The organism is Clostridium saccharoperbutylacetonicum N1-4(HMT) (assembly GCF_000340885.1).
GTDB lineage: Bacteria > Bacillota > Clostridia > Clostridiales > Clostridiaceae > Clostridium > Clostridium saccharoperbutylacetonicum.
The window spans coordinates 4,446,064-4,458,956 of record NC_020291.1; the positions used below are offsets into that span (position 1 = coordinate 4,446,064).

The window sequence follows — 12,893 nt, forward strand, 5'->3', positions numbered from 1 at the left end:
ACTTATCCCTCTCTTTAGTTGCTATTCTTAATAAACACATTTTCAATCAATTAAATAACAAAATACTTAATTATTTTTTATAATCTTCTCTATTTTACCATATTTTATATTACTACCACATAGTTTGCAAAGAAAAAAGTGCCTACTCCCAAACGATAAGCACTTTTTCTAAGATTTAGACCTTCCAATTAAATCTAAACATAATTTTATTTATAAACTTCAACAACATTAAATCCATTGTCTCTTATTTCCTTATTTGTTATATGTTTGTCAAGATGCATACAGTAAATCTTATTTCTATATTCAGGCTGTAATATGCTACAAAGTTTTTTTAATGATAAGTGATTATTTCCTTGATAATCTAACCCACAGATATCTTGATAGATCCTGTCAATTTCTCCACTCATAATTCTATTAACAACACTGACACTTATATTATTCGCATCACCACTGTAGTAAAATGATTTATCATTCAATCCCATTATGAATCCATATGCTGGAATTGTATCAACATGAGAAACTGGTAAAAATTCTATGCTGAACTTCCCGAGCTTCATGTCATCAACATCTATTATTTCAAATATTTCAACTCCATTAAGTTTATACATTTCAGAACTTACACCTATGCTAGTTAAAAAGCTTTCAATCAATTCCTTATTAGGGAAGAAAATAGTTGGTATTTGTTTCAAAATATAATATGAATAGAATATTACTTCTCCAAGGCTTCCAACATGGTCAGGATGTGTATGAGTTATAATAATATATAAATTTTCAACCCCATCTAATAAATTTAGTTCTTGCAATCTATGAAAAACAGTTCCTCCACAATCAATAAGAAGCAAGCTACTACTTTGCTTTACAAAAGCACTTGTATTTCCCATCTCTGTATTAAAGGCACTGCCACTACCAATAAAGTTAAGCATTTCTTCCTCCTATACGCATACAATTTATCTATTAACTATAAAATTAAAGAATTTCTATATCATAATTTTTAATATTTCTTTTATTCTCAAGTTGCATAGCTTCCCATAATCCTTCTACTAAATTTTCTCCTTCATACTCTTTACGATTTTTCAGTTTATCTTCATATTTAAGAGCACTTTTCCTTAATTCCATAATTATATATTTTTTATTTATATTAAATGGGGATTCTTTTGATTTCTCCATTTTCAACTGATAACTTAATACTAAAAATACTGCATATACACCTATCCCTGATTTCCATGTTAACCAATCCAATAATGTTTTTTCTAACAATAAATCTATTCTTTCATTTGGTTCATCTATATAATATTTATATATTTCTGCCATTGCATTATCTAAGTCCAACATAGAATCTCCTGGCCTATATGGATTAAATCCAAAAGAATATACCCCTCTTCCTACTAAGAAATCATCTAGTTCATTTCTTTTTATTGCAAGTAATAAACTTTTCCTATTAATATCATATTCCATTTTTATCTCCCATATTGTTTTAGTAATGCTTTTGTAATCAAATATAAATAACTAAAAACTTCATTTTCTGTTCCTGTTTTAGTAATAACTAAATCTTGCCTTTCATTTACATCATAGAAATACCAAATATCATTTTCTTGATAGCATCATTTAGAATATGGTATATTTGTCTTTCTTCCAATCACAATATTTAATCTTTCTAAATTTATACCGCCATCTTTAATTTTACTTAAATATTCTGCATATGTCATCTTACCATTCTCAAATATTTTCTATTAAAACAATATCCTCTAAAGTCTTTATTGGAACTGGCTCTTTGATTTGTCTTGCACTACATCTGTCATTAATTCTCAATCTTTCATCAATTTTTCTGCTTCTCCTATAACACAATAGGTTTAAATTCTTCTATTTATAATCATAAATTGCCCAGTACTTCTCACCTTCACTTACTGGCATCCATTTTTGAAAAGTATCATTAAGGACACGTTCAAAGCCTAAGCTAATTAAATCATAGGATCTCGGTCCTGTTTCTAGCAAAACCCTATTTTTATCTTCTTCACGAATAAGAAAACTATCATTATTATACTTGAAACATAACGTTTTTTTATATACCCTTGAGCATTCTTCTCTTAAAACATCTCTTGAATAAGTTCCCATAAATTCAATAAACCCTTCCACAGGAATTTCACTTAATAATCCAATTTTACCATTACTTCTAAAACAACATTTATACTCTATTCCTTTATATATTGCATATTGTCCATTTTCACTCATTTATTTCACCTTCCACCATCTCTTATTATATCTAATAGCAATAAGTCTTTCATTATTACTTTCTCTTGCTACTTCATAAATTGCTGATCCATCGTCTACAGTGCAGTATTGAGCATTTCCCAAATTATCTTTGATTGTCATTAACTCCATCTTTCCAATCCCACCTTCAACGTCTTTAGTTACTCCAGTTCCTAAATATGGGTCACTATTCAGAAATGTATTATTTTCATTAAGTCCTAAAACATTTTGGGCCGCTTTTACATCCTTTAATGTTGTTCCTCCATAACTTCTTGTAACTAATGCTTCTGTATCTTGTGACGTATATCTCATTACATACATTTTGTCAGCTGTATCAAATGGATTATCTCCATAATTTAATCCTAGCTTATTATAATAGTCATCAAAAGTATAGCAATCCTGCATATCTTGTGCTCTTGTAACACAATTTCCTACTGTATCACTAAATTTACCATTTTCAATACAATTTAGATATGTTTTTTCTGGTATTACTTTAGACATTAAAGTTGCATTCGTCGGATTATCAACAGAATTGTTCACTGCATATATTCGTTTAATGTCTGTCTCAGATAATTCACTCATCGGAGTGTGGGTCAATTTGATATATTCATCCATCATCATATTTTCATTCTTCATTGCTTTAGAAAAAGTCTCTTCAAAAAGAATCAAATCTTTATTTTTTCGTATATTTTCTATTGAAGTATCTGATTTTATATCCTCTACAATAGGATGACTTTCTGATATTTCAGAATACTTACTACTCTCAGTGCCATCTTTAACATTCTCTGATTCTATATCTTTCACAACCTCTTTGTCAACTTTAGGCACCTCAGTTTCCCTTGCAGTATCTACAACATTCCCTATTACTGGTGTTTCAACTTCAACATTATTCCCAAGCTTTAAAGTTTCAACCTCGTCTTTTACCGGAGCTTCTACTTCTATTTCTTTATTATTTATATCAATTTCTGATTTATCTATATTTTTTATATGATCTACTTCAATTTCCTTATTAATATCCTTTAATTCTAAATCAGCACTGCTTATTTCTTCATTTTTAATATTTTCTAGATTAGTATCTATTTCCGCTTTTATTTTACCTGTTTTTGATGCATTAGCTCCTTCTTCTAAACTTGTCTCTAATCCCACTTCTGAGCCAACCTTAGTAATTCCAGAAATTTTTCCTTTGACAAATCCAAGGCCCGCCCTAACTCCATCTACTGTCATTGCAGTGTTTATTGCACTTTGACTCCACTTTTGTGCATCTTCCAATTTCATATCTGGATTTGTGAAAAAGTCCCATGCATTCTTTGGGTCTAGAGTATTTTTTACATCATTTATTATTCCCGGCACTATTCCCTTTGCTATATCCCAAGACATATTCATGGCATTTTCCATATCTTTTTGGTTTGCTTCTAGTGCTTTCTTATATGTAGCTTCATTATCCATTCCATTGATGCCTAAAGCTTTTTCTACTTGAATTTCCATGAAGTCTGAATTTACATCGTTATTATATTTAAGCAAATCATGAAGGCTTAAAATTCCTTTTCCCATATTAATTACATCAACTGTTAATGCCTCTTGTCTTACAAGTTTCATTTTTAGCTTGTCATATAGCAGCTTATTATTCTCTTTTAAATATTGCCCAGTTTCACTATTTTCTAAATAATCATTTAGTTTATTCATATCTTTAAGCGGATCATCAATAAAGCCTTCTGCTAAATCAATGCCCGCTACTAGCTTGTTATAATTTTCTTCACCGAGGTTACTTTTTAAATACTCATCTGCGCCTATATCACCATATAAACTTTTTAAATTTTTGATAGTATCCTCTGCTTGTCCTAGTATATCTAATTTAAGCCCATCCTTAATATTATCCTTTAATAAATTTAATATATCCTTATTTATATTTGCCTGCTTCTGCTTTTCTTTTTCATCTGCTTCTATTTCTTTTATTAGATCATTAAATTTATCTTTACCTAAAACTCTGCATAAATATATCAATGTCTCCTTAGTTTCATCTGATAATTCTCCAGAATTTTCTTTAAGCATTTTTTCTAAATTATTTTTATCTATTTCCCCATTTGCAGTAATAACTGAACTTTTCTCGAAGGTTTTATAGTCAGTTATTCCCGATAATTTAGAAAACTCACCACAAACTTTATTTTCAAGTTCGTTCACTCCATTATAATATTTATTAAAGGCTTCTTCAAATTCTGTAAGACTTGTAGTCTGATCACTTATTGATTTTTCTATGCCTGATATATCTCCACCTATATCAAAGGATGTAAATTCCAAGTTACTTATAATATCAGAAATAGTATCCATATTCTTGAGAATATCTTTATAATCTTTATCCACACAATTAGATATATTTCTGTTTATCTGAGCAGTGTCACCATAAAAGGATATCAGTCCTGTATCTGGCCCTGTAACACCATTACCAATTCCACATCTATCTATATAGTTAATAAAATTTTCACAGTCTTTTTTCAAACTTACTGCCGTTGCTTTTTCAACATAAGTTAAAACTTCCTTCATAAATTTCACTTCTGTTTCAAGCAATGTATACTTTTCTTCCCTCGTTTTATGCGCTGCTTCAAATTTATCTCTAGCTGCTCCTGACCATCCTCCTTGATATAATTCATTTAGTGCACCCTTAACTATGGCTTTTTGTTCAGCCAATATACTCATTACATGATCATGTCCACTAATTGTACCCGTTAGTTTCCCTAAATCTACTTTAAAATCCATAACTTACTCCCATGTGTTTTCCCTATTTTGATTTAAGTCAAAATGTATTTTGAAAAAATCAAATTTCATACTTATTCTCTCTATTACTATTTATTAATCATCATGATGATGGTGGTGTTTCTCTCTCTCTTCTAAATGATATCTTATATCTTCTCTTCTCATGGAAGATAATTCTTCTTGTAATTCTGTTATCTTATTACTACATTTAACTTTTAACTCATCAAGTTCATCTGTTACAGTAATATTTAGCTTTTTTTCCTTTGTCATCAATTCATCTTCATTAGCACAATAAAATGTTGAAAGCCCATTTGAAGCCAAATTAACTAATTCAGATGATACTCTCTCATTTATGTTATCTGTAAATTTTAAAATACACTCTATTTTCTCTATTTGCGATATATCATGAGAGCATTTTCGTATATCTGAGCATCTACACCCCATTTATTTCGTTCCTTTCTTCAAGACATTATTGATCCTTCTAACTGTCCATATTTTCATATACCTTATTTCCCTTAACTATTTATTATTGTTAATTTGAAGCATCATTTATTATTGCTCTAGTTGAATTAATCATTTTATTAACATCTTCAGAGCTATTTATTAAAGCTGCTGCTTCAGACCCCACTTCCCCAAATATCGATCCACCTATAAGTTGTCCAATTAATTTATCCTCTTCAAACATTGTAAACATAGTATTATTTAAATCTTCTATTTCATTTTCCAAATCAGTTATTCTCTCTTTAAACTGTTCTTCAACAATTCTTTCAGTAAGAATAAAGGCATCACCACTAATCCCTATCCAATTTTCCTTCATTTCATTGTTAAGGTTTGTGTAATACTCCAAGGCTTGACTTAATTCAGTTTTACACTGTGTTAATGTCGCTATAACTTTTTCAAATGCCTCTGGATTTACTTTTATTTCTTCTGTCATATTGTTCTCATCCCCATTTTCATTTTTCGTTAAATATAGTAAAACACCGTAAATTAATTAAAATTTACGGCATAACTATTATAGCATACTTTCCCAATTATTCAAATTATCAGCATATTATCTCTTTATATTTGCTTTTTTGACACTTTATTACTTCAAATAATAAAAACAATCTGATAGATTTGAATAAAGAGAAAGCTCCATCAAACAATACAAAAAGGAATGTAGTAGATTTTTTACACAAATCTAACTACATCCCCTTCTATTCTCAATATTTCAAATTATAATATTCCTCATATAAAGAAATCAAGAATTCTTCAACTTGTCCTTCATCAGGCTCATTAGGTAAAGTTGTTTTCACTGATGCTTCTTTAAAATCAAACTCATAAAGTTCTACCAATTTAAACAAATCATCATAACTATATTTACCTTTTCTAATATCCATTAACAAAGCATGTTCTTTCTCCCTATAAGTATTAATTTCATGAGTATTTAATATTTCAGTTCCCATAACCAGAAGTCTTATTAAATGCATAGCATGTTTTAAGAGCTTACCCTCATCTTTTTTTCTATTCCTATGATTAAGCTTATCATAATCATGAACAATATTATTCATTTCTGAGTATATGCTAACAAAATCTCTTAATGGATATTTATCCATTTTAATATCCATTAACATCTCTGTTTCCATTTCTTGCTTATTAGATTTATCAATATATAATTTTATGCTTCCTTCTGGAAACTCTGTATAGTTAGATGAAAAATGCTTCATTTGATTATTTATTGTATTAAGAATATGTTTTTCTTTTTCTTCTCGAGGATACTCATCCCTTGCTAATGCATTTTGAAGTCTTCTTAATTGTGCAGTGGCATAGTTACCAAAAGTGTGTATTACTCTTTTTGATAAAAACATATTTCTATTTTTACGCAATACTTCACCATATTTATTCATATAGATAATATGCTCATCCCGTGTACCTAATAACTCAAGAATATTAGGATTACCTTTTAAGGCTAATGAAACAAATTTCTTAAGTCCATATATAACTGTATCTGTTTCTTTATCTTCAAATTGTTCAAAGCTTTGAAATCCAAACATATTTTCTTTTCTTTCAATTGTAATTCCTCTTAAGTCTATATCGCTACTATCTATATTAGTTCCATATCCTATTGATCCTGAAAGGGTTAAATAAATTAAGTTCTCTCCCAAATTTACACTTGAATTTATGAATTTATATTCTTCTCTATTTAAAATTTCTTTTTTCATTTTATATCACCTCAGCAAACTCTAAGAGTCTTATGAAAAAATTCATTTAAAGCCTCAGAATCCCTTTCCTTTCATTTTTAATGCCTTTTGCATAATTATAACAATCAACAAAGCTTTTCTAACTTTGAAATTCAATACAGTTGAAAGCTGAAGAGCTATCAAATTGGCTATTTGCAACATTTATCCTCTGAAAATATGTATATGCTTCTTCTATATTTAATTTAACTGAATACTTATTTTCTATTATTTCTTTGAGTTTATAAATATGATAATCTGATATTGATATATCAAAGTCACCCCAAAGTTCTTCTCCTTTTTTTAAATCAATCCTATCCAAAATATATACTCTCACATACCACCGACTTCTCGAATCATAATACCCTCTTCTTACTAAATCATCTCCATTCCTACTATTGTAAAATGCTTTATTATTATTTAAAATCTGTTTTAACTTTTTATATGTAAACCTCTCTTTGTAAAATAATAGTCCATCATGCTGCAACCAGTCATCATATCTATAAATTTTACCACACAAATTATTTCTTCCTAAATATAGGAATATCTTCTCTACTATTTCTCTTATAACACTAATAGGAACCTTTTCACCATTCATATTCAGTCTTAAAATATTTCCATCAAAAGGTGCGAACTTTTTTTCAACATTTTTCAAAATATCAATTTTCATTTAGAACCTTCCTAATACATCTAAATAATTATTTTCAGGAGCAAGCTATGCTCCTATTAATTATTTCCAATAATAAAATTTTTTCCACATTCTAAAATAACCATTATTATATTCTTTTTTATAATAATTACTTAAATTATTTATACTACCACGTAATTTAAGACATATCTCTATTTCTCTTTGTAATTCAATTATATGTTCCTTCAAAGTTTTTCTAGAAACATAATCGCGAAACGTCCAAGTTTCATATACTTTTCTATATGACTTTCCACTACGAATATCACTATATCTGCGCACTTTCTTATTTGCAGACCTTTTGCACCACTTTAAATTTTTACTACCATATCCATCCTTACAAATGGGTGTCTTTTTGTAGCTTCTTGACATTAATATCACCTCCACTACAAGGCGTCATCTCTCCAAATCATATTTTCTCACCTCCTAATAATTTATTTTTGTAACTTTCTATATAATCTCAGATTAAATTTGATGTTCAAAACTCAAAATCTATACAATATAAATAATTGTAATTTTATTACCCTTGAGCCTTAAAATTATAAATTGGTTTAATTATTTCAATTATCTCAACAGTTTCAGAAATATTTTGAAGGATTTCTTCTTTAGGCTTGTACACCATTGGAGCTTCATCAAGAGTTGCTTCTGTAACTGAAGTCGTATAAATCCCTTCCATTGAAGCCTTAAATTCCTCTAAATCCACTTTTTCTTTAGCTTTAGTCCTACTCATAATACGTCCTGCCCCATGGGGTGCTGAATAATTCCAATCTGGATTTCCTTTTCCTATGGCAATTATACTTCCATCTCTCATATTAAGTGGAATTAATACTTTTTCCCCTTCATAAGCTGAAATACTTCCTTTTCTAATAATATTGTCCTTGAAATTTATGTAATTATGAGTAGTAGAAAATGACTCATATTCTTCAAAGCCTTTTCCAAAAAGTTTCTTTAAAATTATATCTGCCATAGTGTTTCTATTTAAAACAGCATATTCTTGACAGATATTCATATCATGTAAGTATTCTTTCCTGTAGTCTCCATCTAAAAAACATAAGCCTTTTGGATAACTTGGCATTAAATCATCATATAATGCTTCTAAAGCTTTTAAAGCTTTTTGAATTTCTTTTCTACGCCCATCAGCTTTATACTCACTAATTATTTTTTCTCTTTTAATATAATAATCACCTTTACCACTGCATAAATCTATAGCCAAGTTTTGATAAAGATTAGCCACTTGCAAGCCTAAATTTCTGCTTCCTGAATGAATTACAAGATACTTAGTTCCATCAGCACTTTCATTTATTTCAATAAAATGATTTCCACCACCTAAAGTGCCAATACTTTTTTCAATTCTTTTAGTATCTCTTAAACTTCTATAGCATTTTAAATTTTGCAATTCTGGAAATCTAACAACTCTTCCTTGGTGAACCTTCATTCCTGATGGAACATATTTATGGATAATATCATCCAACTTTTCTAAATCAACATCTATTTTTCCTAAATTAATAGTTAACATCCCACATCCAATATCAACTCCTACAATATTAGGAATTACCTTATCTCCTAAATCAGCTGTAAATCCAATTACACAGCTTGCCCCTTTATGAGTATCTGGCATTATTCTTACCTTACAGCCTTCTACAAATGGCTGATCACATAATTCTTCTAATTGTTCAATTGCTTCGTTTTCTATATTATCTGTAAATACTTTTGCTGTATTATATTTTCCTTTAACTTCTAACATAAACATTACTCCTCTAAAATTAAGGGGAGAAAAACTATTTAAGTATTTAGTGCTCTACCAACTGAGCTACTTATAATTTTTGATAATTATAAGACCGGGCTCGAACCGGTGACATCTATCGTTAACATCGAAGTAACTTAAATATACACTTCCCCCATATTATCTATATGATTGATTTTAATTCTTCTTTAAAATAATAATCCTCTATTATATCTTTTATATTGCTTAGGCCATTTTCTACATTTGGTATAAATTCTAATATCTTTTCATTCCAGCCAGCAATTACATTGACCTTTTCTCCTTTAAACTGTTGAGTCCCATATCCTACAAGATCAATTGCATGAACCCACACATTTGAATTAACTTTAGCTCTATACTCATCAATTAAATCTTGACATAACCGATCATAGCCTCTATTTATTTCATTATCCGATAAAATTATTATTCTATCTACATATACTCTATTATCTAACAAATATCGTATTGGTAATGAAATATCAGTACCTCCCCAAGTTTGTTTTATTGATTTAGCATTAGATATTATTCCATTTCCAGCTGCAAGTGGTGTTATTTTAAATTTTGTATCAAAAGTGCTTGTTATAGATTCGTCACAAATACTATTTGCAATCGCCATTAGTAAAGTTCCTATTTCACCACATGTCATATCACTTTTTTTACTTACGTTATAACTCATAGAACCCGACACATCGGTGGATATAAAGGTTTTCCCCTTTAACTTATCAACATTTCTTGTTGAATGCCTAATTGCATTTTCCAATACATCATAGATCTTTGAGGTTCCTAATCCTTCATTTGATAACACCTTATAAGCTGAATAATATCTAAAAGGTAATTGCTTACTCTTTTTAACTCTATTTTCATTTTCTAAAACTTCATATACCATATTTATATTATCTGGCTCTGCTTTAATAATATTTCTCAAATTACGAAGAATAGCCATATAACCAAGTTTATTGCTTTCAATTAGCTTCCCCCAGGTCTCCTTGTTGTTACCTTCACTTGAAAGCACTGCTTCCCATGTAAATGGTGTTGTTAATTTATCTTCAAGTAGTCTTTTAAACATACTGCTTTGCTCAAGACTATTTGGTTTTGGATGCACCAAATTGACTATATCTTTGAGTTTAATTTGTTTCTCTCTATTATATTTTGCAAATGAAAACTCATCAAATCTTAAGAAACAATCAGAAAGCCCCTTTTTTAAAGAGTTTGGAATTGGCTTACCATATACATTTAAATAGTAACTTAAAATTTCTGCTATATCATCTACTCTTTCAACTATTTCATTTAAAACTCTTCTAACATACTTCTTTCCCTGCACATCATTAGCAAGCTCCCCAGCTATAACCTGAGAGATACTTCTTAAATGAAATTCTTTTCTAGCATATATAGCTAAGTTAGCTATGAACTTTGGATCTATCTTAATAATCTGTCTTAAGTCTTTAACTATCTCTAAAGAATTATCTCCATAAAACTTTCCTTCACTAAAGAAACTTGTTAAAACTTCAGTTATTAGCTTTTCCTTTAATTCCATTTTAAAAGCTACATGGCCTAATTTATTTAATGTTTTATGCTTAACAGTATTAAACTTTGACATTTTAATTTGCTCCTTCCAATAATGAAGTTAGATTTTTTTGATGACTTATGGAGTTGCACCATATAGGCCATATTATCAACAATTTATTAATCAATCTATTTATTGTAATATGCCTAAATACTCTTATCATCACGTTAATTTGTTTTAATTAATAAGTTTTGCAAACTATACCGCTTTGTGGTATTTATATAACAGAGATAAAATCAAAAAGTGTTTAATACTTCTATTTCAGCTTAACTACAAAGTAACACTTTTCTGCACTTCTCTTAAAACTAACCTATATAATGGAGTAAATTTATCTGAGTAGTTTTCGGCACTATATTAAACTATCACATTATCTTCAACCTTCCTTCTGAATTGAATTTACTTTAGAAATTAATTTATGATTACTAAAGTATCTATTATGTATTTTTCATTTGATTTTTGTGTTTAATTTCAAAGCCTAATTATCACTTATAAACATTATTATACTTTGCTATACGAAGTAACTCAGATATGCACTGCCATATTAACTTGTCCTCTTGACTACAATACTTATTATATTATTTCTATAATTTTCTTAAAGACAAAAACTTTGCATCTTTAGAATTATAATCCATTAGTACCAATTAGGTATTTTACATATATTTATTGTAATAAAAAAAATCCATATAAACTTAGGATGATGAATTCAATTCATCCCCTTTGAGTTTACACAGATTATTCTTATAATTATTGTGTAAATAACATAGGATTAGTTATCTTTTAACAATTAGCCTTTATAATATGTTACTTAAATTTTTGTGTTTTAGGTACAAATGTCATTTCAAGTTTTTCCCTTGATACCAAAGTTATCTTTAAATCTCCAATTTCTTTTTCTTGAGTCGTTGTTAAGACTCTACCATCAAAGCATTTATCAAAAAATTCTTCAAATTGTTTTGTTTCAACATTTGGTTCACATACATCAAATATTGCAGATGCATATTTTTTCAAATCATTAATTTCACCTTTAGTATACTTAATTTCAGAAAATGATCCTTTTTTAGTTTCTTCTCCACCACCAAAATCAATGGAAACTTCTAATAGTGGTCCATTTTCCTTTTGAGATTTTGCTGTAATCATATTTTTATCTACATGTTCAATGTATAAGTATCTGTCATCTTCTTCAGTCCTTTTTGCTCCAGCATATTTACTATTGATTTCTAGTTTCTTTCCTTCGAATTTATTAATTTTAGAACCAGAGCCTACTGCCTCATTAAAATAATTTTTAAATTCTTCACCAGTGAAGGTATAATAATTTCCGTTAATTCTACTATCAGTCGGTTGTTTAGCTTTTGCCTTTGCTCCACATCCAGCTAACAAACTTAAAGCCATGCATGCAGCAATAAAAATTTTAAATTTCTTCTTCATTCTAATTCCCCCTAAAATTTAATTCCTAAAATTTACCCCTTATTGTTTTTTACACAACTGTATTATTTTATCATATTTTAGCATATGTTGTAAAATAGAAAAAAGCTAGAAAGTTTAATTTAAACTTCTAACTCTATTTTTTATTATATATATTATTATGATAACTTATTTATATAAGTTCTAATTAGGAGTGTATATTTCATTTCAAGAAATCCTAAAGGGATTTCTCCATTTATTTATAATTAGACT

Annotated in this window: 13 protein-coding genes; all 13 read right to left on the reverse strand. The window is 28.7% G+C overall.

Features of this window, described 5'->3' with window-relative positions:
- Positions 1-206: 206 nt before the first annotated feature.
- The 13 genes from CSPA_RS19955 to CSPA_RS20010 all read right to left on the reverse strand — a co-directional run bounded on the left by CSPA_RS19955 (position 207) and on the right by CSPA_RS20010 (position 12,644).
- Complete coding sequence (locus CSPA_RS19955; RefSeq protein WP_015394173.1) at positions 207-923, reverse strand: MBL fold metallo-hydrolase; 717 nt, start codon at positions 921-923, stop codon at positions 207-209.
- 43 nt (positions 924-966) lie between these two features.
- The gene (locus CSPA_RS19960) at positions 967-1,455 is read right to left on the reverse strand and encodes a hypothetical protein (RefSeq protein ID WP_015394174.1); all 489 of its coding nucleotides are present in this window, start codon (positions 1,453-1,455) and stop codon (positions 967-969) included.
- Positions 1,456-1,716: 261 nt separating this feature from the next.
- Complete coding sequence (locus CSPA_RS30820; RefSeq protein ID WP_278046210.1) at positions 1,717-1,845, reverse strand: hypothetical protein; 129 nt, start codon at positions 1,843-1,845, stop codon at positions 1,717-1,719.
- 15 nt (positions 1,846-1,860) lie between these two features.
- The gene (locus CSPA_RS19965; RefSeq protein ID WP_015394176.1) at positions 1,861-2,229 is read right to left on the reverse strand and encodes a hypothetical protein; all 369 of its coding nucleotides are present in this window, start codon (positions 2,227-2,229) and stop codon (positions 1,861-1,863) included.
- Positions 2,230-4,998 carry a hypothetical protein gene (locus CSPA_RS19970; RefSeq protein WP_015394177.1) on the reverse strand — a complete coding sequence of 923 codons (2,769 nt, stop codon included), beginning with the start codon at positions 4,996-4,998 and terminating at the stop codon, positions 2,230-2,232.
- Positions 4,999-5,091: 93 nt separating this feature from the next.
- Positions 5,092-5,439, reverse strand: a complete 348-nt coding sequence (locus CSPA_RS19975; protein WP_015394178.1) for a hypothetical protein — start codon at positions 5,437-5,439, stop codon at positions 5,092-5,094.
- Positions 5,440-5,527: 88 nt separating this feature from the next.
- Positions 5,528-5,929, reverse strand: coding sequence for a WXG100 family type VII secretion target (locus CSPA_RS19980; protein ID WP_015394179.1), 402 nt, complete (start codon positions 5,927-5,929; stop codon positions 5,528-5,530).
- Between the two features lie 268 nt (positions 5,930-6,197).
- Positions 6,198-7,196, reverse strand: a complete 999-nt coding sequence (locus CSPA_RS19985) for a nucleotidyltransferase domain-containing protein (RefSeq protein ID WP_015394180.1) — start codon at positions 7,194-7,196, stop codon at positions 6,198-6,200.
- Positions 7,197-7,314: 118 nt separating this feature from the next.
- Positions 7,315-7,881, reverse strand: coding sequence for a hypothetical protein (locus CSPA_RS19990; protein WP_015394181.1), 567 nt, complete (start codon positions 7,879-7,881; stop codon positions 7,315-7,317).
- A 60-nt stretch (positions 7,882-7,941) separates the two neighbouring features.
- Entirely contained in the window at positions 7,942-8,268 is a 327-nt protein-coding gene (locus tag CSPA_RS19995; RefSeq protein ID WP_015394182.1) for a hypothetical protein, read from the reverse strand.
- 148 nt (positions 8,269-8,416) lie between these two features.
- Positions 8,417-9,640: an RtcB family protein gene (locus tag CSPA_RS20000; protein WP_015394183.1), complete on the reverse strand. Its 1,224-nt coding sequence runs from the start codon at positions 9,638-9,640 to the stop codon at positions 8,417-8,419.
- Positions 9,641-9,803: 163 nt separating this feature from the next.
- Positions 9,804-11,255, reverse strand: a complete 1,452-nt coding sequence (locus CSPA_RS20005; RefSeq protein ID WP_015394184.1) for a TROVE domain-containing protein — start codon at positions 11,253-11,255, stop codon at positions 9,804-9,806.
- Positions 11,256-12,023: 768 nt separating this feature from the next.
- Positions 12,024-12,644, reverse strand: coding sequence for a lipoprotein (locus tag CSPA_RS20010; protein WP_015394185.1), 621 nt, complete (start codon positions 12,642-12,644; stop codon positions 12,024-12,026).
- Between the last annotated feature and the right edge of the window lie 249 nt (positions 12,645-12,893).